Genomic DNA, 23,391 nt, shown 5'->3' on the forward strand with positions numbered 1-23,391 from the left:
CGTCAAGTACGTCACGTACTTGACGTACCTGACGTATCCGCCGGCAGGCAAAAGCCGGAGCTGAAGCAGTACTGCCGCCTCAGCTCCGGCCAGCCGTTCAGCTGTCGAAATGCGCTCCCTAGCTGCAGCCGGACGTCGCCCCGCAGCCCTCGCAGGCGTAGCACGATCCCGCGGGCCGCATCTTCGTGCCGCAGGTCATGCAGAGCGGTGCGTCCGCGGCCTTGCCGAGGTGCAGTTCCATCAGCTCGGCGGTGCTGTGCGCGTCACGTCCCGAAGTGTCCGTTGTGGACTCTTCGGTGCGGGCTGGCGACGCGTCGACACTGCTGCGCAGCGCGTCGATGTCGAGGCTCTGGCCGCCGTAGTTCGCCTCGACCTCGGCCGAGCGCTCGTCCGCGGTGAAAATGCCCAGCTGCGCGCGCTTTTCGTACGGCAGGTAGTCGAGCGCCAGGCGGCGGAACAGGTAGTCCATGACGCTCGTGGCGATCCGGATGTCCGGGTCGTCGGTCATGCCTGCCGGTTCGAAGCGCAGGTTCGAGAACTTCGAGACGTAGAACTCGAGCGGGATGCCGTGCTGCAGGCCGACCGAGATGGACATCGAGAAGGCGTCCATCACGCCGGACAGCGTGGAACCCTGCTTGCCGAGCTTCACGAAGATCTCGCCGAGGCCGTCGTCCGGATACGAGCCCGCGTGCAGGTAGCCCTCGGCGCCGCCAACGGTGAACGACACCGTCTGGCTCGGGCGCTTCTTCGGCAGGCGGCGGCGCACCGGGCGGTATTCGACAACCTTCTCCGGCTCGGTCTCCGCCGCGGCTTCCTTCTTCTTCCCCGTCGACAGCGGCTGGCCGACCTTGCAGTTGTCGCGGTAGATCGCGAGCGCCTTGAGGCCGAGTTTCCAGCCCTGGAAGTAGATCTCCTCGACGTCCTCGACGGTCGCCGACTCCGGCATGTTGACCGTCTTCGAGATCGCGCCCGAGATGAACGGCTGCACCGCGGCCATCATCCGCACGTGGCCCATCGGCGCGATGGACCGGTCGCCGACCGCGCAGTCGAACACCTCGTAGTGCTCGGGACGCAGGCCCGGCGCGTCGACCACGTGGCCATGCTGCGCGACGTACTCGACGATCGCCTCGACCTGCTCGGCCTGGTAGCCCAGCACCTGCAGCGCGCGCGGCACGGTCTGGTTCACGATCTGCATCGACCCGCCGCCGACGAGCTTCTTGAACTTCACCAGCGAGAAGTCCGGCTCGATGCCCGTGGTGTCGCAGTCCATCATGAAGCCGATGGTGCCGGTGGGCGCGAGCACCGAGGCCTGCGCGTTGCGCCAGCCGTTGCGGGTGCCGAGTTCGATGCCCTTCTGCCACTCCTCCGACGCGAGCGCGCGGACCGCGGCGTCGTTGCTGTGATAGGTGCGGACAAGCTCGTTGGCCGCGGCGTGCTTGCGCATGACGCGCTGGTGCGCTTCGGCGTTGCGCGCGTAGCCCTCGTACGGCCCGACGACACCGGCCAGCTCGGCCGAACGACGGTAGGACACGCCGGTCATCAGGGACGTGATCGCGGCGGCGAGCGCGCGGCCGCCCTCGGAGTCGTACGCGTGGCCCAGCGCCATCAGCAGCGCGCCGAGGTTGGCGTAGCCGATGCCGAGCTGGCGGAACTTGCGCGTGGTGTCGGCGATCGGCTCGGTCGGGAAGTCGGCGAAGCAGATCGAGATGTCCATCGCGGTGATGACGAACTCGACGGCCTTCGCGAACAGCGGCGCGTCGAACGTGCCCTCCTCGGACACGAACTTCAGCAGGTTGAGCGACGCGAGGTTGCAGCTCGAGTTGTCGAGGTGCATGTACTCGCTGCACGGGTTCGACGCGGTGATCCGGCCCGATTCGGGGCAGGTGTGCCAGTCGTTGATCGTGCTGTCGTACTGGACGCCCGGGTCGGCGCATTCCCACGCCGCCTGCGCCATGCTCCGGAACAGCTTCTTCGCGTCGGTGCGGTCGATGACCTCGCCGGTGAGCCGGGCGCGCAGGCCGAAGTCGGTGCCGTTCTCGACGGCGTGCATGAACTCGTCGGACACGCGGACCGAGTTGTTCGCGTTCTGGTACTGCACCGAGGAAATGTCGGAGCCGGAGAGGTCCATGTCGAACCCGGCGTCGCGGAGGACCTTGATCTTTTCCTCTTCGCGGGCCTTGGTCTGGATGAATTCCTCGATGTCCGGGTGGTCGACGTCGAGCACGACCATCTTCGCCGCGCGCCGGGTCGCCCCGCCGGACTTGATGGTGCCCGCGGACGCGTCGGCGCCGCGCATGAACGAGACCGGGCCGGACGCGGTGCCGCCGGAGGTGAGCAGTTCCTTCGAGGACCGGATGCGCGAGAGGTTGAGGCCCGCGCCGGAACCGCCCTTGAAGATCAGGCCTTCCTCGCGGTACCAGTTGAGGATCGACTCCATCGTGTCGTCGACGGCGAGGATGAAGCAGGCGGACACCTGCTGCTTCGAGGACGTGCCGACGTTGAACCACACCGGGGAGTTGAAGCTGAAGACCTGGTGCAGCAGCATCCAGGTGAGCTCGTGCTCGAAGATCTCGAGGTCGGACGGACCGGCGAAGTAGTCGTGCTCGGCGGCGGCCTTCACGTAGGTGCGCACCACGCGGTCGATGAGCTGCTTGAGGCTGCTCTCGCGCTGCGGACTGCCGACCGCGCCGCGGAAGTACTTGCTGGTGACGATGTTGGTCGCGTTGACCGACCAGAACTCGGGGAATTCGACCCCGCGCTGCTCGAAGTTGACGCTGCCGTCGCGCCAGTTGGTCATGACGACGTCGCGGGTCTCCCACGCGACCTCGTCGTAGGGGTGGGTCCCCTCGGTGGTGAAGACCCGCCGGACGTTGAGGCCCTTGTTCGGCTTCTTGTTCTGTCCGGCCGCGGCGCCGGTTCCCACGGTTTCGGTCATGCGGTCCTGTCCCTCGCTCCCCGCGACCCGGTGACGGCTCAGTCGTCGCCGGCGCGCTCGCCTTCCTGGTCCTCCGCAGTTCCCGCCATGGCTTTCCGCAGGTCGGAGATCTCCTTCTCGAAGTCCTCGACCGAGGAGAAGGAGCGGTAGACGCTGGCGAACCGGAGATACGCGACGCCGTCCAGTTCCCGCAGCGGGCCGAGGATGGCGAGGCCGACCTCGTGGCTGGGGATCTCGGCGAGCCCGGCGGACCGGATCGACTCCTCCACGCGCTGCGCGAGCTTCTGCAGCGCGTCGTCGTCGACCGGGCGGCCCTGGCAGGCCCGCCGCACTCCGTTGACCACCTTGTCCCGGCTGAACTGCTCGGTGGCGCCGGACCGTTTGACCACGGCCAGCACCATCGTCTCCGACGTGGTGAAACGCCGTCCGCACTCGGCGCACGAACGCCGCCGCCGGATCGCCTGTCCCTCGTCCACCTCTCGGGAGTCGACGACCCGAGAGTCCGCATGCCGGCAGAACGGGCACCTCATCCGCCGATCACCTTCCCCTCCGCGCCGGTCGATTCCTGTCCCGACCGGCCCCTGCCGCCACGCTACGGCCTGGACCGCGGTCACCGCGCGCGACCCCGCGCCTGGTGATCGACTTGTGGACATCCGGTGGGCAACTGCCGACCAGCTGTGGACAACTGCCGCCAGTCTACCCCTACCTGTGGACCAACTACAGCGGTGTAACTACTAGATATAGGGGTAGACCATAGATCGCCTCCGGGGCGGGCGCAAGAAACCCGAGAGGGTGAAAGAGCGGTTGCGCAAGATGCGACCGGGTGGTTTCCGAGAGTCATGGCCCCGACGCGCCGCCTGTTCCTTCGCCCGAACCGGCCCCGGACCAGGCAACCGGCACGGTGAGCGGCATGCCGGGCAGCAGCGCGGTGTCGTCGAGGTTGTTGAGCTCCTTGATGCGTTCGACGACCGCGCTCTGGTCGGCGTTCGGCGCGAACCGGGCGGCGAGCGTCCCGAGCGAATCGCCGGGCTGCACGGAAACGGACGCGGTCCGCGACGGCACCGGACCGCTGGACACGCCGGCGCCGAACACGCCGAGCCCGGCGACGATGAGGCAGGCCGCGAAGGCGATCGCGAACAGCCACGGCCACCGCACCGACGGCCGGGCCTCGGAACGGCAGGCCACGCCACCGCGCCGCCCGGCGACGACCCGCTCCCGAGACGGCGGCCGCAACGGCTCGCCACGCCGCTCGCGCGCGGTGCGCCCGGGGTTGGCCGGGACGGCGGCGGGGATGTGCCGGACTGGGCGGCGGGCCTCGCGAGGAGGGGCCTCTTCGGTTTCGACGGCCGAGGGGGCGGAGGTCTGGAATCCGGCTCGTTCGGCGGACCGGACCGCAGCGCGGCTGCGCGCCGCACGCTCTTCAGTTCCGACGGTGGAGGGAGCCGAGGTCTGGAACCCGGCCCGCTCGGCGGACCGCACCGCAGCACGGCCGCGCGCCGCACGGGTCGGGCGTGCTTCGATTCCGACAGTGGACGGGGTCCGGAACCCAGCTTGCTCAACAGGCCGCACCGCACGCTCTTCAGCTTCGGCACCAAAGCGGGCGGAGGTCCGGAACCCGGCTCGCTCGCCAGAGCGCACTGCAGCGCGGCCGCCGACCGCATCGGTCGGGCGCTCTTCAGCTTCGACAACCGCGCGGGCGGACGTCTGGAACCCGGCTCGCTCGACGGATCGAACGGCGGCGGCAGAGCGCAGTTCAGCGTCACCGCTCGGCGCCGAACGTTGGAGATCAGCTCGCTCGCCGCCTCCGAGTCCGGCTTCCTCCGCTGCCAGCCACGCACGCCGCCGTCCGGCCGCGCCGCGTGCGCCTTCCCGGGGCTCGCCCGCGCCGCGGCCGCGCCGTGCGTCACCCCGGACGGACTCGCCGCGCGCAGCCTCGCCGGGCCGATCCGCGCCAGGGCGGCGCCGGGCACCGGTCCGGTCGCGAAGGTCGACCACCTCGGCGGAACCGGCCGCGGGGCCCGGAACCTCGCCGGATTCGGCTTCGGAGCCCGAAGGAACACCATCCTTTCGGGTGGCGTCTATCCGCTCCGCGCGTCGCCGCGAACGGCGCGTCGGGCCGCCCCGCCCGGGTTCCCTCCGGGCGGGGACCGTCCCGTCCGACGCGGCGCCGCCCTCGACAGGGCGGACGGCAGGGACGGGCCGAAGCGGGCGGACCAGCCCGCGATCTGCCAGGATCGACATTCCGGAACCTCCTCGTGACCTGCGAATCCGTCCGGTCCGGGCCGTACACCTGCGCCGCAGCGGTCCAGATCGAACAGGCGTTCTATCGAACGTCCGTGCGAAGGTCTACCACCCCGCACCGACAAAATCGAGAGGACACGGCGTGTCGATCGAACAGATGTTTGAAATCGTCGCGCGCGGTGGCTAACGTCGGTGACCAGGACATCTGCCGGACCGGCTCCGGCGGGTGCCGCCGGACGGGCGTTCGCGGAAAGCGCGGATCCCGGCCCGGCGCACGCGGACACGCGCGGGACGCCGACACGGCGACCGCGGGACGGCTGGAGGCGACGCAGCGTTGGAGAAGGACACGGTGAAGGGCACCGCGGCGAAGGGGGCCAAGACGGCCTCGCGAGGCAAGGCGTCCGCACAATCCGCGCGCGAGTCCGGCCACGAGAGCACGGGGAAGGTGAGCGCCATGCCGGAGGTGTACGACGTGGACGAGACGCTGACCGTCCGCCAGCAACAGGTGCTCGACGTCATCCGCACGTGGGTGAGCCGCTTCGGCTACCCGCCGAGCGTGCGCGAGATCGGCGAGGCGGTGGGGCTCACGTCCACGTCGTCGGTGTCGCATCAGCTGCGCGCGCTGCAGCGCAAGGGCTACCTGCGCCGTGACGCGAACCGGCCGCGCGCGGTGGGCGTGCTCGCGTCCACCGACGACAACCCGATGGGCATCGACATGGACCAGCAGCCGTCCGTGCCGAAGGCGGCGTACGTGCCGCTGGTCGGCCGGATCGCGGCAGGCGGTCCGGTGCTCGCCGAGCAGGCCGTCGAGGACGTCTTCCCGCTGCCGCGCGAAATCGTCGGCGAGGGCGAACTGTTCCTGCTGAGCGTCACCGGCGATTCGATGGTCGACGCCGCCATCACCGACGGCGACTGGGTCGTCGTCCGGCAGCAGCCCGCCGCGGAGAACGGGGACATCGTCGCCGCGATGATCGACGGCGAGGCCACGGTGAAGACGTTCAAGCGCAAGGACGGACACGTGTGGCTGATGCCGCACAACGAGGCGTACGAGCCCATTCCCGGTGACGACGCTTCGATCCTGGGCAAGGTCGTGGCGGTACTGCGGCGGCTCTGAGCTGTGGCGCGCTCCCCCTTCCCCGAGGCCGGGGCGAGGGGAGCGCGCTGGGGTTGGGGCTCGCCGCCGACGGTCGTGAGGCTGCGCGAGGCCGGAAGCAGTGCTACGGCAGGAACGGCGGCAGCTCTGGCGCGGGTTCGTGCGGAGCGGTGGCGCGGCGGGAGTGGTGGCGCAGCAGCGGGCGGTACGCAGGAGCAGTGCGCATGCGTGGTGTTCCGGTTCGGTGTTTCGGCAGGAACGGCGGCGCGCAAAAACGGTGCGGCGAGAGTGGTGCCGCACAAAAGCGGTGCGGTGAGTGCGGTGCCGCGGCAGGAGCGGTGCGGCGAGAGCGTTGCCGCGGCAGGGGCCTGCCGTCAGGAACGGTGCTGCGGCGGGAGCGGCAGCGCGCGGCGGCGGCGCGTGAGGAACGGTGCCGCGCGCGGGGGTAGCACCTCTGGAACGGCGGCGCGCGCAAGAGCGGCATGTCAGGAACCGCGCCACGGCAAGAACGGCGTGTCAGGGACGGTGCGTCACGGCGGGAGTGGCGCGGAAGAACGCGCAGCGAGTCGTGGCGAGTACGGCGGCGAGTCAGGCGCGGCGACGTTTCCTGGCCAGCAGGAACCAGGCACCGAGAACGACAACCGCGGCAATGGCTGCAGCGGGAATCAGCGGAAACCCACCTGACTCCTGCTCGGCTGGCTGAGGAGTAGCAGCACCACCGGGCTTAGGCGCAGGTGCTTGCGGCGTGACCAAAGAAGTCGCGTTCTTGATCGCCCGCACCGGTTCGCCGACGCCTTCGCTCGCGGACAGCAACGTGCCGTCCGGATCGAAAGCAATAGCCTCGCCCTGCTTTTCATTCGGCAGCGGAATCCGGACCGGTTCTCGTTGCAGGGCCGCCGCGACGTCGCCGTCCGGGGCCGCGTACAAGTACGCGTCCGTGTAGGTCCGCAGTGCGATGACTTTCCCGTCCGCGCTCGTCGCGCCTCCAGTGATCAGCGCCGACCCGAACGAGCCCACCGGGCCGCCTGGGGTGTCGGTGCTGTGGACGCGCAGGGTGCCGACCTGCTCCAGCTTCGTCGGGCCGGGAGTCGCCAGCGGGGCTGACGGCCGATAGACCTTCGAGGTGCCCAGCAGATCCTTGGTCACCAGGAACGGCGTGCCGGACTGGTCCAGAACCAGGGTCTCCGTGTCGTGCGGGCCGTCCGGGTAGGTCAGGCGATGCACGACGGCCGGGCCGCCAGTCGGTTTCAGTTCCAGCAGGGCGATCGTTTCGCGTTTAGCGCGGTTGTCGCCGGTATCGGAAAGCCAGAGGGTGCCGTCTTTGCCGCGGGCCAGGTCCTCGACGTCGTACGGGTCCGTCGAGTCGGTCAGGACGTCCGTCACCTGGCATTTCCGGTCCAGGACGAAGACCTGCACTTTGGTGCCGCCGTCGTTGATCGCGTACCAATGCTCACCGTCGGAGGCAAGGCCGGACAGTTCGTTGAGGCGCTTGTCCTTGACCTGGCACAGCGTCTCCGGAGCGGGAGCAGCCGCAGCGGGGACAGCTCCCGCGAGCATCAGGACAGCCGTCAGTGCCAGGACGACCCGCACCAGTTCACCTCCGTAGTGCACGGCCCGCTCGGACCGTGCACTACGGAAGACGTTCAGAGCGCCGAGGCGTTGGTCTCGAACGCCCGGAGAGCCGCGGCGAGATCCGGCCGGACTCGCGCCTTCAGGCGCGTGCCGTCGGCGACGTGCTCTTCTTCCAGCACCTCGCCTTCCGCGTGCGCCCGGGACACGAGCTCGCCCCGCGCGTACGGGACCAGCACGTCGATCACCGTTTCCGCGCGCGGAAGCCGTTCGGCCAGCACCTCGGCCAGGTCGGCTACGCCCGAACCGGTGCGCGCGGAGATCTGCACCGAACCGGGCAGCGCGTGGCGCAGCCGGGCCAGGGTGACGTCGTCGGCCGCGTCGGCCTTGTTGATCACCAGCAGTTCCGGCGGGAGCGGCTCCTTGCGGCTGCGGGTGATCTCGGCGAGCACCTCGCGCACCGCGTTGACCTGGTCCTCCGGGGCCGCGTCGGAACCGTCCACGACGTGCACGAGCAGGTCGGCGTCGGCCGCCTCCTCCAGCGTCGAGCGGAACGCGTCCACCAGCTGGTGCGGCAGGTGCCGCACGAACCCGACGGTGTCGGTGAGGGTGAAGGTGCGCCCGTCGGCCGTCTGCGCCCGGCGCGTGGTCGGGTCGAGGGTGGCGAACAGCGCGTCCTCCACCAGCACCCCGGCCCCGGTCAGGGCGTTGAGCAGGCTCGACTTGCCGGCGTTGGTGTAGCCGACGATCGCCACGCTCGGCACCTCGTTGGCCACGCGCTTGCCGCGCTTGGTCTCGCGGATGGTGTCCATCGCGGCGATCTCCCGGCGCAGCTTCGCGACACGCTTGCTGATCCGCCGCCGGTCCGTCTCCAGCTTCGTTTCACCAGGTCCGCGCAGGCCCACGCCGCCGTTCGCGCCGCCCGCGCGGCCGCCTGCCTGCCGGGACAGCGCCGAACCCCACCCGCGCAGCCGCGGGACGAGGTACTGCAGCTGGGCCAGCTCGACCTGCGCTTTGCCCTCCTTGGACCGGGCGTGCTGGGCGAAGATGTCGAGGATCAGGGCGGTCCGGTCGATCACCTTGACCTTGACCTTCTCCTCCAGCTGGCGCAGCTGGCCGGGCGAGAGCTCGCCGTCGCAGATCACCGTGTCGGCGCCGGTCGCCACGACCACGTCGCGCAGCTCGCGGACCTTGCCGGACCCGACGTACGTCGCCGGATCGGGCTTCTGCCGCCGCTGGACGAGGCCTTCGAGCACCTCCGAGCCCGCCGTCTCGGCCAGTCGCGCCAGTTCGGCCAGCGACGCCTCGGACTGCTGGGCGGTGCCTTCAGTCCACACGCCGACCAGCACAACGCGCTCCAGCCGAAGCTGCCGGTACTCGACCTCGGTGATGTCCTCGAGCTCGGTGGACAGGCCCGCGACCCGGCGCAGCGACGCGCGGTCCTCGAGTTCCATCTCCCCGACCGAGGGGTCGTAGGGGTCGTTGTCGTCGTAAAAGTCTTCGTGTGTCTGTTCTGTCATCGTGCCTCCATGGTCCCACGTTTCGGCGCGGGAACCGAACGGATTACCTGCTGGGATAAACCGAGACGTACACGGCCGTGCGTTCCGAGGCCGGATCGCGGGGCCTGGCCTTGAATTCTTCGAGCAGCCCCTCGAGCCGCCGCTTGAACTCCGCGACGTCCTCGGCGCCCACCTGGACCACGAGCCGGGTCGTCTCCGTCTCCGCCAGGTCGGCCTCCGCCATTTCGGCCAGATAGGCCTCGAGCATGGCCTGGTTGACCGCGACCGCTTCGGCTTCGGCGTTGTCCAGCTGCCACGAAAGCCCGGTGGACAGATACGGGATCTCCTTCGCCCCGCGCGCACCGCGCCGAGGTTCCTGTGCCACGAGAAAACCGGTGTCGACCAGGCGCCGCACGTGGTGCAGCGTCGTCGCCGGGTCGCGGCCGAGCCGGGCTGCCAGCTCCTTGTTCGTCATCGCCTCGAAAGAGGTCAACCGGATGATGCGCAGCCGTATTCCGGACGCGAGCGCGGCCGCCTCGGCTTCGGTGGAGGGACGTCGGTGGAACGGCATCCCCGCAGCCTAGACAAAGTGATTGACACTTTCCAATCACTCGGCAACACTCGATCGGGTGCGTCGCGACTCACTCTTCTTCCACGCCGATTTCCGCAGGCTGTGGGCCGGGGACACGGCGAGCCAGTTGGGGATGTTCGTCGGCGTCACGGCCATTCCGCTGCTCGCCGCCGTCACGCTGGCCGCCACGCCGTTCGAGATGGGCCTGCTGACCATGGCCGAGACGCTCGGCTTCCTTGTCCTCGGCCTTCCCGCGGGCGTGTGGGTGGACCGGATGCGCAAACGGCCGCTCATGCTCGCCGCCGACCTGATCCGCGGGGTGCTGCTGCTCAGCGTCCCGTTCGCCTGGTGGGCCGGCGTGCTCACGATGGCGCAGGTCCTGGTGGTCGTGCTCTTCGTCGGGTTCGCGACGGTCTTCTTCGACGTCTCCTACCAGGCGTATCTGCCCGCGCTGGTCGGCCGCGAGAAGCTGCTGGAGGGCAACGCGAAGCTGCAGGGCGTGCAGTCGTCGGCGCAGATCGCCGGGCCGAGCCTCGCCGGCGTGCTCGTGCAGTTCATCGGCGCGGCCAGCACGGTCCTGGTCACCGGGCTCGGCTACCTCACTTCCGCGCTGTGCCTGTGGCGCATCCGCACCGTCGAAACCCTCCCGGAACGCACCGAGCACGACCGCCTGGTGCCGCAAATGCTCGAAGGCCTGCGGTTCGTCGTCGCCGACCGGCCGCTGCGCGCGATCGTCGCCTGCACCGCCACGTCGAACTTCTTCGGCGGAGTGGTCCAAGCCGTCCAGGTGCTGTTCCTGACGCGCACGGCCGGGCTGAAACCGGCCGAGGTCGGCGGCCTGCTCGCGGTGAGCGGCATCGGCGGCATCGCGGCCGCGCTCTGCGCCGGGCCGATCATCCGGAAGATCGGGCAGGCCCGGTCGATCTGGCTGGTCCCGGTGCTGTTCTGGCCGGGCGAGATCCTGGTCCTGGCGGCCGCGCCGGACTGGCGGATCGCGCTCGCCGGGCTCGGGATGGCCGCGTTCGGGTTCGGCGTGATCCTCTACAACATCGCGCAGGTCTCCTACCGCCAGGCGATCACGCCGGACCGGCTGCTGGGCCGGATGAACGCGAGCGTCCGGTTCGTCGTCTGGGGAGCCCTGCCGCTCGGCGGGCTGCTGGGCGGCGGGCTCGGCGAATGGCTCGGGCTCGCCGGCGCGCTGTGGATCGGCACCGCCGGGCCGATCGCGGGCGCGCTGTGGGTGATCTGCTCGCCGCTGCGGCGCATGCGGGACCTGCCGACGGGCGGGGAAATCGCTGTACCCGCCCCGTAAAGTGCGGGCATGGACGAGAAGATCCCGCACAAAGCCGGCGTCGACGGCCTGACCGCCAAATGGGTGCCGGTGTGGGAACGCGAAGGCGTATACCGGTTCGACCGGACGCGCCCGGACGTCTACTCGATCGACACGCCGCCGCTGACCGCGAGCGGCTCGCTGCACATCGGGCATGTCTTCTCCTACACGCACACCGACGTTCTCGCGCGCTACCAACGGATGCGCGGCCGTTCGGTCTTCTACCCGGTCGGCTGGGACGACAACGGCCTGCCCACCGAACGCCGCGTGCAGAACCATTTCGGCGTGCGCTGCGAGCCGTCGCTGCCCTACGACCCGGCTTTCACCCCGCCGGAAAAGCCCGGCAAGAACGCGATTCCGGTGTCCCGGCGCAATTTCGTGGAACTGTGCCGCCAGCTGACCGAAACCGACGAGAAGGTGTTCGAGGAGGTCTGGCGGAGCATCGGGCTTTCGGTCGACTGGACTCTGGCGTACCAGACGATCGACCCGGCGACCTCGGAAATCTCGCAGCGCGCGTTCCTGCGCAACCTCGCGCGCGGCGAGGCGTACCAATCCGAAGCCCCGACGCTGTGGGATGTCACCTTCCGCACCGCTGTCGCGCAGGCTGAGCTGGAAGACCGCGAACGGCCCGGCGCGTATCACGACCTCGTGTTCACCGCGGAAGACGGCGCGGAAGTGCTCATCTCCACCACGCGGCCCGAATTGCTCCCCGCGTGCGTCGCGCTCGTCGCGCATCCGGATGACGAGCGCTACCAAGGCCTTTTCGGGAAGACCGTGCGCACGCCGGTGTTCGGCGTCGAAGTGCCGGTGCACGCGCATCACCTCGCGGATCCGGAAAAGGGCACCGGTATCGCGATGGTCTGCACCTTCGGCGACACCACCGACGTCACCTGGTGGCGTGCACTGCAGCTCGAAACGCGTCCGGTGCTGGGCCGCGACGGTCGATTCCGCTCCGAACCGCCGCACGGCGTCCCGGCCGACAAATACGAACCGCTGGCGGGCAAGACTGTCCACACTGGACGCCAAATTCTGGTGGACCTCCTGCGCGAGGCGGGCGCGCTGCGCGGCGAGCCGAGGCCGATCACGCATCCGGTGAAGTTCTACGAAAAGGGCGACAAGCCACTGGAAATCGTCACGAGCCGTCAGTGGTACCTGCGCAACGGCGGCCGCGACGACGCCTTGCGCGCGAAACTGCTGGAGCGCGGCGAGGAGCTGAACTGGGTCCCGCCGCACATGCAGGTCCGCTACCGCAGCTGGGTCGAGGGCCTGACCAGCGACTGGCTGGTGAGCCGCCAGCGGTTCTTCGGAGTGCCGATCCCGGTCTGGTATCCGCTGGACGCCGACGGCGAGCCGGACCACGACGCGGTGCTGACGCCCGACGACGCGAATCTTCCGGTGGACCCGAGCACCGACGTCCCGCCCGACTACACCGAGGACCAGCGCGGCGTCCCGGGCGGCTTCGTCGCCGAGGCGGACGTGATGGACACCTGGGCGACGTCGTCGCTGACGCCGCAGATCGCCGGCCGCTGGAGTCTCGACGACGACCTGTTCCGCCGCGTGTTCCCGTTCTCGCTGCGGCCGCAGGCGCACGAGATCATCCGCACCTGGCTGTTCTCCACCGCGGTCCGCGCCGAACTGGAGGAAGGCGTGCTGCCGTGGCGGGACGCAGTGATCTCCGGCTGGGTGCTCGATCCGGACCGCAAGAAGATGTCGAAGTCGGTCGGCAACGTCGTCACCCCGGCGGATCTGCTGGAGCGGCACGGTTCCGACGCGGTGCGCTACTGGGCGGCGAGCGCGCGGCCGGGCGTCGACACAGCGGTCGACGAAGGCCAGATGAAGGTCGGGCGACGGCTGGCGACGAAGCTGTTGAACGTGAGCCGGTTCGTGCTCGGGCTGGGGATCCCCCAGCCGGAGTCAGCCGTCACGGAGCCGCTGGATCAGTCTGTGCTCGCCACGCTGGCGAAGGTGGTCGAGGAAGCGACGGCCGCGTTCGAGGCGCTCGACCAGGCGCGTGCGCTACAGGTGACCGAGACGTTCTTCTGGACGTTCTGCGACGACTACGTGGAGTTGGTGAAGGGCCGGGCGTACGGCGATCTCGGCGCCGAGGCGGCCGAATCGGCCCAGGTGGCGCTGCGGACGGTGCTGTCGGCGCTGGTGCGCATGTTCGCCCCGGTGCTGCCGTTCGCGACCGAGGAGATCTGGTCGTGGTGGCAGGAAGGTTCGGTGCACCGGGCGGCGTGGCCGTCGGTGCCGGTGGTCGACGGTGACCCGTCGCTGCTGACGCTGGCGGGCGAGGTGATCGCGGCGGTGCGCCGGGCGAAGTCGGACGCGAAGGTGTCGATGCGCTCGCCGGTCGAGACGCTGACCGTGGGCGGCCCGGCGGAGACGCTGGCCCGGTTCGCCGCGGTGGCCGCGGACGTCCGGCTCGCCGGGGCGATCGGCGAGATCACCACGCGTGACGGCGACTTTTCGCTCGATGCCAAGATCGTGACCCCGTAGGGTGGTTTTCGTGGATTCCTACGTGCTCGTAGTCGCCGATGTGTCAAGCAGCCCCGAGAACTCCGAGGAGTCCGGCCGGGCGCTGCACGAGTTCGCGGCCGCCTGCCGCGAAGAACCGGGCTGCCTGTCGTACGAAGTGTTCCGCTCCGACGAAACGCCGGGGCGGTACGTGAGCATCGAGAAGTACGCCGACGACGCGGCGTTCAAGGCGCATCGCGAGTCGGACCACTTCCGGGAGATCGGCCTGGGCCGCGTGCTGCCGCTGACCGTCGACCGCGATGTGCGGATGTACGACCGGCCGCGGGAAATCCCGCCGGCGAACTGACTCTGCCGCGGCTGGCCTTGAACGGCGAGCCGGGTTACGACCCCGGCTTGCCGCTCACAGCGGCGAACCGGCGGCAGCCCACCAAGCCTCGTCGATCTCGCCGCGGGCCACGATCTCCGCGGGGCCGGACAGCGTCGAGTCCCCGCGCGAGATCGTCACCGACACCTGCCCGCCCGGGATGTCCACTGTGGACTCGCCGGTGTCCTTGCCCGCGAGGTGCAGCGAGGCGGCCACCGCGGCGACCGTGCCGGTGCCGCAGGCGCGCGTCTCCCCCACGCCGCGCTCGTGGACGCGCATCCGCAGCGCGCCCTCGCCGAGCACGTTGACGAACTCCAGGTTGACCCCGGTCGGGAAGACGTCGTGGTCGAAATCGGGCTGGTCGCGCAGGTCGAGCCCGGCGATGTCGGTGTCGGTGACCGAAACGAGGTGCGGGTTGCCGACGTTCACCGCGACCCCGGAGAAAGCCTGCCCGGCCACCATGGTGACCGACGTGCCGGTGATCGCCGCCGGGCCCATCTGCACGGTGACCGAACGGTCCGGGTGCACGACGACCGGCCGGTCGCCCGCCCGGGTGCCGATGACGAACTCGCCGTCCGATTCCAGACCGGCGTCCACCAGGTAGCGCGCGAAAACGCGGGTGCCGTTGCCGCACATCTCGGCGATCGAACCGTCGGCGTTGCGGTAGTCCATGAACCACTCGCCGGCCGATTCTTCGCCGATCGCCTTCGCGCGCACGACGCGCAGCACGCCGTCCGCGCCGAGACCCCGCTGCCGGTCGCACAGCGCCGCGACGCGCTCCGCCGTGAGGTCGAGGCGGCCGGCCGCGTCAGGCAGCAGCACGAAGTCGTTCTGCGTGCCGTGGCCCTTGAGGAATTCGATGCCGCCCATGCGTCCAGGTTACTGGTCGAGCGCGGCGCGGACCCGCGCGGCCAGGTCCGCCGATCCGCCGTCGAACCACCGGATCCGCTTGTCCCGGCGGAACCACGAACGCTGCCGCCGCACGAACCGGCGGGTGGCCTGCGCGGTCGCCGCCGCGGCTGCCGCGAAGTCGCCTTCGCCGTCCAGTTCGGCCAGCACCTGCTGGTAGCCGAGCGCCCGCGAAGCGGTTTTCCCCTCCCGCAGCCCGCGGCCGAGCAACGCGCGCACCTCGTCCACGAGACCGGCCTCGAACATCCGCTCCACCCGCAGGTCGACGCGCTCGTCCAGCTCGGCGATCTCGCGGTCGATCCCGATCAGCACGGTGTCCCAGCGCGCCGGACCCGGTTTCGGCAGGTTCGCGGAGAACGGCTCGCCGGTGATCTCGATGACCTCCAGCGCCCGCACGATGCGGCGGGTGTTCGTGGGCAGGATCGCCGCCGCCGCGACCGGGTCGCGCTCCCCCAGCCGGGTGTAGAGGGCGGCGGTGCCGAGTTCGGCGGCCTCTTCGTCGAGCCGCGCGCGCACCGCGGGGTCGGTGCCGGGGAAACGGAGGTCGTCCAGCACCGCTTGCACGTACAGCCCCGAGCCGCCGGTCAGCACCGGGACCCGGCCCGCGTCGAGAATCCGCTCGATCGTGCTGCGAGCGTCACGCTGATAGGCGGCGACCGACGCGGTCTCGGTCACGTCGAGTACGTCCAGCAGGTGGTGCGGGACCCCTCGCCGTTCCTCCGCGGTCGCTTTGGCGGTGCCGATGTCCATGCCCCGGTAGAGCTGGAGCGCGTCGGCGTTCACCACCTCGCCGTCCAGCGCCAGCGCGAGTTCGACGGCCAGTGCTGTCTTCCCGGTGGCGGTGGGGCCGACGACGGCCACCGGACGGGGCCGTTGAGCTGGGCTGATCACGCCGCAGAACGGTACCCGGCCGGGGCGGGACGCGGGCACGGAGCGTCAAGGAGAAGTAGGATCAACGCTTTCAGGCGGCTCATCCAGTACCACGGCGCGCGCTGAGCTGCTTGAATGCCGCTGGGGCCCCATGCCCCCGGCAGAGCACGACAACAGCGTAACCCGGCCCCGCTCACGCGGCGGGGCGCCCGCAGCCGCGGGCGTACAGGCGATAAGGAGCCTGCGATGGCCCAGGAGAACACGTCCCCCGGCACCCCGGCACCGCACCCGGTGCCGCACGCGCAGGGCGCCGGCCATGCCGCGCCTCCGGTGCCGCCCGCCGAGCCCGCCCCCGCCACCTGGGGCCGGGTCGACGGGGAAGGCACCGTTTACGTCTTCACCGCCGACGGCGAACGCGAGGTCGGGGTCTGGCAGGCAGGCACGCCCGAGGAAGGCCTGCTGCACTACGCGCGCCGCTTCGACGACGTGCGCACCGAGGTCGAACTGCTCGAAACGCGGCTGAACTCCGGAGCGGGCGACCCGAAGCACGCCCTCTCCAGCGCCACCCAGATCCGCGACGGGCTCGGCGAGGCGGCCGTGGTCGGCGACCTGAAGGCGCTCGCCGCGCGGCTCGAGTTCGTGATCGGGCTGGCGGAGAAGGCGCTGGTCAACGTCAAGCACGAGCGCGAGGAAGCCCGGGCGGCGGCCGTGGCGCGCAAGCAGGCACTGGCCGACGAGGCGGAGAAGATCGCCGCCGAGTCCACCCAGTGGAAGGCCGCGGGCGACCGGCTGCGCGCGATCCTCGACGAGTGGAAGACGGTCAAGGGCGTCGACCGCAAGACCGACGACGAGTTGTGGAAGCGCTTCTCGAAGGCGCGCGAGGCGTTCAACCGCCGCCGCGGCTCGCACTTCGCCGAACTGGATAAGCAGCGGGCGAGCGCGAAGCAGCGCAAGGAAGAGCTGATCGCCGAGGCCGAGGCGCTGTCCGACTCGGACGACTGGGGCGCCACCGCGGGCCGGTACAAGGACCTGATGGCCGAGTGGAAGGCCGCCGGACGCGCGCCGAAGGACAGCGACGAGGCGCTGTGGCAGCGGTTCCGCGCGGCGCAGGACGCGTTCTTCGCCCGCCGCTCGGCCGTGTTCTCCGAGCGCGACGCGGAGTTCGCCGGCAACGCTCAGCGCAAGGAAGAACTGCTGGTCGAGGCCGAGAAGATCGACGTGGCGGCCAACCTCGAGGCGGCCAAGTCGGCGCTGCGGCGGATCCAGGAGCAGTGGGACGAGATCGGCAAGGTCCCGCGCGAGCGCATCCGCGAACTGGACGGGCGGCTCAAGGCGGTGCAGGACGCGGTGAAGTCCGCTGAGGACAGCCGCTGGCGCCGCACCGACCCGGAGGCGCAGGCGCGGGCCGCGCAGTTCCGCGAGCGCGTCGAGCAGTTCGAATCGCAGGCCGCCAAGGCGCGGGCCGCCGGGGACGAACGGCGGGCGAAGAAGGCCGAGGAGCAGGCCTCCCAGTGGCGGGAATGGATGGAGGCCGCGGAAGCCGCGGTCGCCGATCGCTGATCCGACGACACGAAAAGGGCCGGTACCCGCGGGTACCGGCCCTTTTTCATGCAGTTGGGTTCAGGTGCGCGAGAACGCGGTGCGCATCCAGAGCGTCGCCAGGACGATCGTCGCGATCCAAGCCACGATCATGCCGATTCCCGGGCCGTCGCCGGCCGCTCCGCTGGCGTGCGCGGACTGCTGCGACCAGATCGCCAGCAGGCCGTCGACCGAGGCGAACCAGCCGCCCGCGGCGCAGCACCACGCGACCCACCAGCGGCGCGACACGAGCGCGACCGCGCCGATGAACACGCCGACGCCGGTGGACGTCACGGCGAACAGCTGCGGGACCCCGCCTGCCTCGCCGGCTAGCGTCTCCCAGCCCGCGCGGCCCTGGGCCCACGGCAGGATCTGCGCCACGAGCAGCACGAACATCAGCACCGAGATGGTGAAGCCGCGCCTGCCCAGCTCCACCGTGCGCGAGGCGCGGCGGCCCGCGTCGTCGATCTCGTCGCTCAGCCTGGGGTCGACCTCGGCCGGCGTTCCCGGTTCGCTCATCCTGCACACCCACTCACCGGGGCCGGCTGCGCCGCCGGGGCTCCGAAGCCCGGCAGTCCCAGGGTGACCCCGCTCGTCTTGGGCCGAAGACCGGCTTCGGCGTTGTCGCCCGCTCGCGTGCGGCGATGGGTCAGGAGGTCGCCGTCCGCGACCAGGTGGTGCGGCGCGCCGTAGCTGATCACCGTCTCCACGACGTCGCCCGGCCGGACCGAACGGTCCACGGCCGGACCGGACGGTGTGAAGTGCACCAGCCGTCCGTCGCGGGCGCGCCCGCTCATCCGGTGCGTCTCCGCGTCCTTGCGCCCCTCGCCCGCGGCGACCAGCAGCTCGACCCGGCGGCCGACCAGCTTGCGGTTCTCTTCCCAGGAGATCTCGTTCTGCAGCTCGACCAGCCGGTCGTAGCGCTCCTGCACGACCTCCTTCGGCAGCTGGTCCGCCATCTCCGCGGCGGGCGTGCCGGGGCGCTTCGAGTACTGGAAGGTGAACGCGCTGGAGAACCGCGCGGCGCGGACGACGTCGAGCGTCGCCTGGAAGTCTTCCTCGGTCTCGCCGGGGAAACCGACGATGATGTCGGTGGTGATGGCGGCGTCCGGCATCTTGGCGCGCACCTCGTCGAGGATGTTCAGGAACCGCGCCGACCGGTACGACCGGCGCATCTCGCGCAGCACCCGGTCCGAACCGGACTGCAGCGGCATGTGCAGCTGGTGGCAGACGTTCGGGGTCTCGGCCATCGCGTCGATCACGTCCGAGGTGAACGCGGCCGGATGCGGCGAGGTGAACCGCACGCGCTCCAGCCCGTCGATCCCGCCGGTCGCGCGCAGCAGCTTGCCGAACGCGAGCCGGTCGCCGAACTCGACGCCGTAGGAGTTCACGTTCTGGCCCAGCAGGGTCACCTCGAGCACGCCCTCGGCGACCAGCGCCTCGACCTCGGCGAGGATCTCGCCGGGACGGCGGTCGCGCTCCTTGCCGCGCAGCGACGGCACGATGCAGAAGGTGCAGGTGTTGTTGCAGCCGACCGAAACCGACACCCAGCTCGCATAGGACGATTCGCGGCGCGCGGGCAGCGTGGACGGGAACGTCTCGAGCGATTCGAGGATCTCGACCTCGGCCTCGGCGTTGTGCCGCGCGCGCTCCAGCAGTGCCGGCAGCGAACCGATGTTGTGCGTCCCGAAGACGACGTCGACCCACGGCGCGCGCTTGACGATGTCGCCGCGGTCCTTCTGCGCGAGACACCCGCCGACGGCGATCTGCATGTCCGGATTGGCGACCTTGTCCGGGCGGAGGTGCCCGAGGGTGCCGTAGAGCTTGTTGTCCGCGTTCTCCCGCACGGCGCAGGTGTTGAACACGACCAGATCCGGCTTCGCCTGCCCGGGAGCGGGGACGTAGCCGGCTTCCTCGAGCTGCCCGGCGAGCCGTTCGGAGTCGTGCACGTTCATCTGGCAGCCGAACGTGCGGATCTGGTACGTTTTCGCGTTCATCGCGCTCCAGCCTAAACCCCGGGTCCCGCGCCGGACCCGGCACCCGGTCGGCGGACGTTATGCGACGCGGTCCGCCACGTATTCCGCTAATCGGGAAATGTGCCGTTGACCGGGAACGGAAATGCATCGGAACGGTCGTCGGCACACAATTTTCGCTATTGTTTTCCGCGCCCGCCCGAAGATAAGATCACCGCCATTGTTCCGAATCGGACCGCCGCCGCTCTGGAGGAAATGTGCGCAAGGTTTTCGCCTGCTCCGCGGCCGTTGTCGCGAGCACGCTCGTCGTCGCCGCGCTGGCGGCCGCCCCGGTCTCCGCGGAACCGGTTCGGCAGTCGGTCACCTGGTCGGCCGACCCCGCCGACGGCCCCGGCGCGTTCAACTCGGTCCAGTGCGCCGACGGCCACTTCAAGACCGCGACCGACGCCGCGAAGGGCAAGGTGTGGGTCGCGGAGCAGCTCGCCCAGGAGGAGCGCTGCGAGGCGGTCGGCCCGGATCTCGCCGCGGGCAAGACGTTCTACCTCGGCTGGTCGTCGAAGTACCGGATCACCGACTCCACCAGCCGCTACGTGTTCCAGCTGAAATGCAGCCCGAGCACCGGCACCGCGAACCATCCGATCGTCCTCAAGATTTCCGGCGGCAAACTCCAGCTCGAGGAGTGGACGACCGACCACACCAGCGTCAAGCTGTGGAACGCGCCGGTCTCGAACGACGAGTGGCACGACATCGCGTTCCGGATCTCGACCGACCGCACCCAGGGCACCATCCAGTTCTGGTTCGACGGCAAACGGCAGACGTTCGCCGACGGGTCCACCACCTACACCGGAACCACGATCGACGGAACGCGGAACTACCTGAAGTGGGGCGTCTACCACCAGGCCGACGAGACGGCGACGCAGTGGTTCAGCAAGATCCGGATGGGCGACAGCCTGGCCGACGTCACCGGCTGACCTCTGGCACCATCGCTGCATGCGATGGAGGCTGACGGCGGCGCTGGCAGTGCTCACGGTGCTGCTGAGCGGGTGCGGGCCGAGCTTCGCGAACCTGCACCTGCGCGTCGCGGCCGGGTCGGTGGGCGGCGTCTACCACGATCTGGCCGGGCCGCTGGCGTCGGCGTGGGCGGGCGAACTCGGCATCGAGACGCCGGAGGTGCTCGCCACCCAGGGGTCGCGCGACAACCTCAACCGAGTGCTTTCCGGGGGCGCGGACGTCGCGTTCGTCGCCGCGGACCTGGCCGCGGACGCGGCGGCCGCGCACCCCGGCAAGCTCGCCGCGCTGGCTCGCATCCACGACGACTACCTGCACATCGTCGTCCGCAAGGACTCGCCCTACACGTCGGTCTCCATGCTGCGCGGCCGCCACATCGCGGTCGGCTCCCCGGAGTCGGGCGTCGAGTACATCGCCGACCGGGTGCTGCAGGTCGCCGGGCTGAAAGGCGCGGTCTCGGTCAACCAGCTGAGCCTGGAGGACTCGCTCACCGCGTTGGAGAACCGCAAGGTCGACGCGATGTTCTGGTCCGGCGGGCTGCCGACGCCGCTGATCACCGAGTACAACCGCAAGGTCGGGCTGCGGCTGCTCGACATGTCCAACCTGATGCCGGGCATGCAGCGGTTCAGCCCGGTGTACGGCACCGCGACCATCCCCGGCAGCACCTACGACCAGCCCGGCCCGGTCACGACGCTCGTGGTGCCGAACTTCCTGGTCGTGCCCACCTCGATGTCCGCCGACGTCGCCGAAGCGCTCACGAAGGGCCTGTACGACGCCCGCCCGCAGCTCGCGGCGGTCAACCGGGCGGCCCTGTCGATCGACGTGCATCCGGGCATCGAGACCGGGCCGCTGCCATTGCATCCCGGCGCGCTGGCGTATTACCGCGCGGAGAAGGTCTAGCGCGCGACCGGGAAGTCCATCGCGATCCGCAACCCGCCGCCTTCCGGCAGGGACAACTGGATCTCCCCACCGGAATGCCGGACGATCTCGGTCACGATCGCCAGCCCCAGCCCCGATCCGGGCACGTTCTGATGCGCCGTGCTCCGCCAGAACCGGTCGACCGCCCGCTCCAGCTCGTCCTCGCGCAGCCCGGGCCCGTGGTCGCGCACCGAAACCGTCACCCGGTCCTCGGCAACGCTCGCGGCCACCTCGACGGAAGTACCGGAAGGGCTGAACTTGAGCGCGTTGTCCAGCAACGCGTCGAGCACGACCTCCAGCCCCCTCGGCGGCACGAGCACGCGCGCGCCGCCGACGTCCACCGCGCTCTCCAGCGAGACCTCGCGAGCCGCCCCGACCACCGACCAGTCGGCAACACGATCGGCGATCACCTCGGCGAGGTCTTCGGAAACCAGCTCGCCGCCGGCGGATTCCGCGCGGGCCATGGACAGCAGCTCGTCGAGGATCTGGTTCAGCCGCTTGGCGTCCACCTGCGCGGCTTCGAGATCGGCCGCCGCGGCTTCGTCGGTGACCTGGCCATCGAGATTGCCCAGCCGGATCTTCAACGCGGTCAACGGATTGCGCAGCTGATGCGAGGCGTCGGCGACGAACGCGCGCTGCGCGGCCAGCGCTTCCGAGACACTCGCCGCCATCCGGTCGAACGACCGTCCCAGCTGCCGCAGCTCCGGCGGGCCGCCGCTCTCCCCCACCGGCTCCGCTTCCCGGCCGCTGACCACGGACGCGACCAGCGCGCCGGTCGCCTCGTCCAGCCGCCGCACCGGGCGCAGCGTCCAGCGCACCACCGGCAGCGCGACGAGCAGCGCGAGCCCGAACGCGACCAGCGCGCACGCGGCCAGCAGCAGCCACTGCCACAGCAACTGGGTGCGGACGTGATCGGTCGCGGACTCCGTCACCACCGCGCCGCGCACCTCGCCGTCGATCAGGATCGGCTCGGCCAGCACCAGCGGTTTGCTCGCCCACGGCATCAGCAGCGGCCCGGCTTCGGGCGGACGGGCGGCGAGCGCCTCGTTCACCGGCACCCGGATCGCGGTCCGGTCGACGGCTCCGCCCACCGAGCTCAGCACCGGCTCGCCGTCCTGGTTCACCACGACCACTTTCACGCCGTAGACCTCGGTGTACCGGCGCAGTTTGGGTTCCAGCAGCCCGAGCTCGTTGTCGAGCAGCGGACGCTGGGCGAGCGAGGCGAACCGCGAGGTGTCGGTGAGCCGGTCGAGGAAAAGCTTCTGCTGGAGGCTGCTCGCGATGCTGAGCGCGAGCGGGATGCCGAGCCCGAACACGAGCAGGGCGACGAGCGTGACGACGATGCCCTGCAGCCGGACGCGCACCGGTCAGTCCCGTCCGTTGCCCAGCCGGTAGCCGACGCCGCGCACCGTCTCGATCAGCGCCGGACGGCCGAGTTTGGTGCGCAGGGTGGCGACATGGACGTCCAGCGAACGGCTCTCGGCCGCGCCGCGGTGCCCCCACACCTCGTTCAGCACCTGTTCGCGCGAGCACACCGCGCCGCCCGCCGCCGCGACCAGCGCGAGCACCTGGAACTCCTTGCGGGACAACGCGATCGGCTCGCCCGCCACCAGCACCTCGTACCGGGCGAGGTCGATCCGGACGTCGCCGACCTCCACCACCGGCACGGACGGCGCGGGCCGTTCGACCCGCCGCCGGCGCACCGCTTCGACACGCGCGAGCAGTTCCTCCACGTCGTACGGCTTGACCAGGTAGTCGTCGGCGCCGGCGCGCAGGCCGTGCACCCGGTCGTTCACCTCGCCGCGCGCGGACACGACGATCACCGCGACGTCGCTGACCGCGCGGATCTGCCGGCACAGCACCACGCCGTCGACGTCGGGAAGCCCCAGGTCGAGGAGGATCACGTCGACGTCGTGGACCCGGTCGAGCACCCCGGCCCCGGACGGCAGCCGCTGCATGGTGAGCCCGCGGCGGACCAGCGCGGGCACGAGCGCCCCGGCGACCCGGTCGTCGTCTTCCACCAGCAGCACGCGCACGCTTGCTCCTCCCCGGTGA

General features: G+C 70.5%; 20 protein-coding genes. 8 read left to right on the top strand and 12 right to left on the bottom strand.

Features of this window, described 5'->3' with window-relative positions:
• Window positions 1-118: 118 nt before the first annotated feature.
• The 3 genes from PUT80_RS07010 to PUT80_RS07020 all read right to left on the bottom strand — a co-directional run bounded on the left by PUT80_RS07010 (window position 119) and on the right by PUT80_RS07020 (window position 4,504).
• Complete coding sequence (locus tag PUT80_RS07010; protein ID WP_275291437.1) at window positions 119-2,935, bottom strand: vitamin B12-dependent ribonucleotide reductase; 2,817 nt, start codon at window positions 2,933-2,935, stop codon at window positions 119-121.
• Window positions 2,936-2,973: 38 nt separating this feature from the next.
• A complete protein-coding gene (gene nrdR, locus PUT80_RS07015; RefSeq protein WP_037809784.1) occupies window positions 2,974-3,465 on the bottom strand; it encodes a transcriptional regulator NrdR in 492 nt (163 codons plus the stop codon).
• Window positions 3,466-3,772: 307 nt separating this feature from the next.
• On the bottom strand, window positions 3,773-4,504 hold the full coding sequence (locus PUT80_RS07020; protein WP_275291438.1) for a LysM peptidoglycan-binding domain-containing protein: 732 nt from the start codon (window positions 4,502-4,504) through the stop codon (window positions 3,773-3,775).
• Here PUT80_RS07020 and PUT80_RS07025 point away from each other — a divergent pair.
• Complete coding sequence (locus PUT80_RS07025) at window positions 4,487-5,194, top strand: hypothetical protein (RefSeq protein WP_275291439.1); 708 nt, start codon at window positions 4,487-4,489, stop codon at window positions 5,192-5,194. The genes PUT80_RS07020 and PUT80_RS07025 overlap by 18 nt on opposite strands.
• 436 nt (window positions 5,195-5,630) lie before the next feature.
• Window positions 5,631-6,290: a transcriptional repressor LexA gene (gene lexA, locus PUT80_RS07030; protein WP_037810096.1), complete on the top strand. Its 660-nt coding sequence runs from the start codon at window positions 5,631-5,633 to the stop codon at window positions 6,288-6,290.
• Window positions 6,291-6,857: 567 nt separating this feature from the next.
• Here lexA and PUT80_RS07035 read toward each other — a convergent pair.
• The 3 genes from PUT80_RS07035 to PUT80_RS07045 are packed head-to-tail and all read right to left on the bottom strand — an operon-like array spanning window position 6,858 to window position 9,908.
• Window positions 6,858-7,859 carry a hypothetical protein gene (locus PUT80_RS07035; protein WP_275291440.1) on the bottom strand — a complete coding sequence of 334 codons (1,002 nt, stop codon included), beginning with the start codon at window positions 7,857-7,859 and terminating at the stop codon, window positions 6,858-6,860.
• Between the two features lie 53 nt (window positions 7,860-7,912).
• Window positions 7,913-9,358, bottom strand: coding sequence for a GTPase HflX (hflX, locus tag PUT80_RS07040; RefSeq protein WP_275291441.1), 1,446 nt, complete (start codon window positions 9,356-9,358; stop codon window positions 7,913-7,915).
• Window positions 9,359-9,401: 43 nt separating this feature from the next.
• A complete protein-coding gene (locus PUT80_RS07045; protein ID WP_238607608.1) occupies window positions 9,402-9,908 on the bottom strand; it encodes a helix-turn-helix domain-containing protein in 507 nt (168 codons plus the stop codon).
• A 58-nt stretch (window positions 9,909-9,966) separates the two neighbouring features.
• Between PUT80_RS07045 and PUT80_RS07050 the strand changes: the two genes are divergently transcribed.
• From PUT80_RS07050 to PUT80_RS07060, 3 genes are read left to right on the top strand one after another with little or no spacing between them, the layout of a single operon-like run.
• On the top strand, window positions 9,967-11,220 hold the full coding sequence (locus PUT80_RS07050) for an MFS transporter (protein ID WP_275291442.1): 1,254 nt from the start codon (window positions 9,967-9,969) through the stop codon (window positions 11,218-11,220).
• Window positions 11,221-11,229: 9 nt separating this feature from the next.
• On the top strand, window positions 11,230-13,737 hold the full coding sequence (gene valS / locus PUT80_RS07055) for a valine--tRNA ligase (RefSeq protein WP_275291443.1): 2,508 nt from the start codon (window positions 11,230-11,232) through the stop codon (window positions 13,735-13,737).
• A 10-nt stretch (window positions 13,738-13,747) separates the two neighbouring features.
• The gene (locus tag PUT80_RS07060; RefSeq protein ID WP_275291444.1) at window positions 13,748-14,062 is read left to right on the top strand and encodes a putative quinol monooxygenase; all 315 of its coding nucleotides are present in this window, start codon (window positions 13,748-13,750) and stop codon (window positions 14,060-14,062) included.
• A 54-nt stretch (window positions 14,063-14,116) separates the two neighbouring features.
• Here PUT80_RS07060 and dapF read toward each other — a convergent pair whose 3' ends face one another.
• On the bottom strand, window positions 14,117-14,950 hold the full coding sequence (gene dapF, locus PUT80_RS07065) for a diaminopimelate epimerase (RefSeq protein ID WP_275291445.1): 834 nt from the start codon (window positions 14,948-14,950) through the stop codon (window positions 14,117-14,119).
• A gap of 9 nt (window positions 14,951-14,959) precedes the next feature.
• A complete protein-coding gene (gene miaA / locus PUT80_RS07070; protein WP_275291446.1) occupies window positions 14,960-15,880 on the bottom strand; it encodes a tRNA (adenosine(37)-N6)-dimethylallyltransferase MiaA in 921 nt (306 codons plus the stop codon).
• Window positions 15,881-16,105: 225 nt separating this feature from the next.
• Between miaA and PUT80_RS07075 the strand changes: the two genes are divergently transcribed.
• Window positions 16,106-17,419, top strand: coding sequence for a DUF349 domain-containing protein (locus PUT80_RS07075; RefSeq protein ID WP_037809767.1), 1,314 nt, complete (start codon window positions 16,106-16,108; stop codon window positions 17,417-17,419).
• 60 nt (window positions 17,420-17,479) lie between these two features.
• Here PUT80_RS07075 and PUT80_RS07080 read toward each other — a convergent pair whose 3' ends face one another.
• Both PUT80_RS07080 and miaB read right to left on the bottom strand, forming a co-directional pair.
• On the bottom strand, window positions 17,480-17,956 hold the full coding sequence (locus PUT80_RS07080; protein ID WP_275291447.1) for a hypothetical protein: 477 nt from the start codon (window positions 17,954-17,956) through the stop codon (window positions 17,480-17,482).
• Window positions 17,953-19,434: a tRNA (N6-isopentenyl adenosine(37)-C2)-methylthiotransferase MiaB gene (miaB, locus tag PUT80_RS07085; RefSeq protein ID WP_275291448.1), complete on the bottom strand. Its 1,482-nt coding sequence runs from the start codon at window positions 19,432-19,434 to the stop codon at window positions 17,953-17,955. The genes PUT80_RS07080 and miaB overlap by 4 nt, the downstream gene beginning before the upstream one ends.
• Before the next feature lie 233 nt (window positions 19,435-19,667).
• Between miaB and PUT80_RS07090 the strand changes: the two genes are divergently transcribed.
• Entirely contained in the window at window positions 19,668-20,381 is a 714-nt protein-coding gene (locus tag PUT80_RS07090; protein ID WP_275291449.1) for a heparin lyase I family protein, read from the top strand.
• Window positions 20,382-20,400: 19 nt separating this feature from the next.
• Window positions 20,401-21,318, top strand: coding sequence for a TAXI family TRAP transporter solute-binding subunit (locus PUT80_RS07095; protein ID WP_037809759.1), 918 nt, complete (start codon window positions 20,401-20,403; stop codon window positions 21,316-21,318).
• Here PUT80_RS07095 and PUT80_RS07100 read toward each other — a convergent pair.
• The gene (locus PUT80_RS07100) at window positions 21,315-22,700 is read right to left on the bottom strand and encodes a HAMP domain-containing sensor histidine kinase (RefSeq protein ID WP_037809757.1); all 1,386 of its coding nucleotides are present in this window, start codon (window positions 22,698-22,700) and stop codon (window positions 21,315-21,317) included. The genes PUT80_RS07095 and PUT80_RS07100 overlap by 4 nt on opposite strands.
• A 3-nt stretch (window positions 22,701-22,703) precedes the next feature.
• Window positions 22,704-23,372, bottom strand: a complete 669-nt coding sequence (locus PUT80_RS07105) for a response regulator transcription factor (RefSeq protein ID WP_037809755.1) — start codon at window positions 23,370-23,372, stop codon at window positions 22,704-22,706.
• Between the last annotated feature and the right edge of the window lie 19 nt (window positions 23,373-23,391).

This window comes from Amycolatopsis sp. La24, assembly GCF_029087445.1.
Classification (GTDB): Bacteria; Actinomycetota; Actinomycetes; order Mycobacteriales; family Pseudonocardiaceae; genus Amycolatopsis; species Amycolatopsis nivea.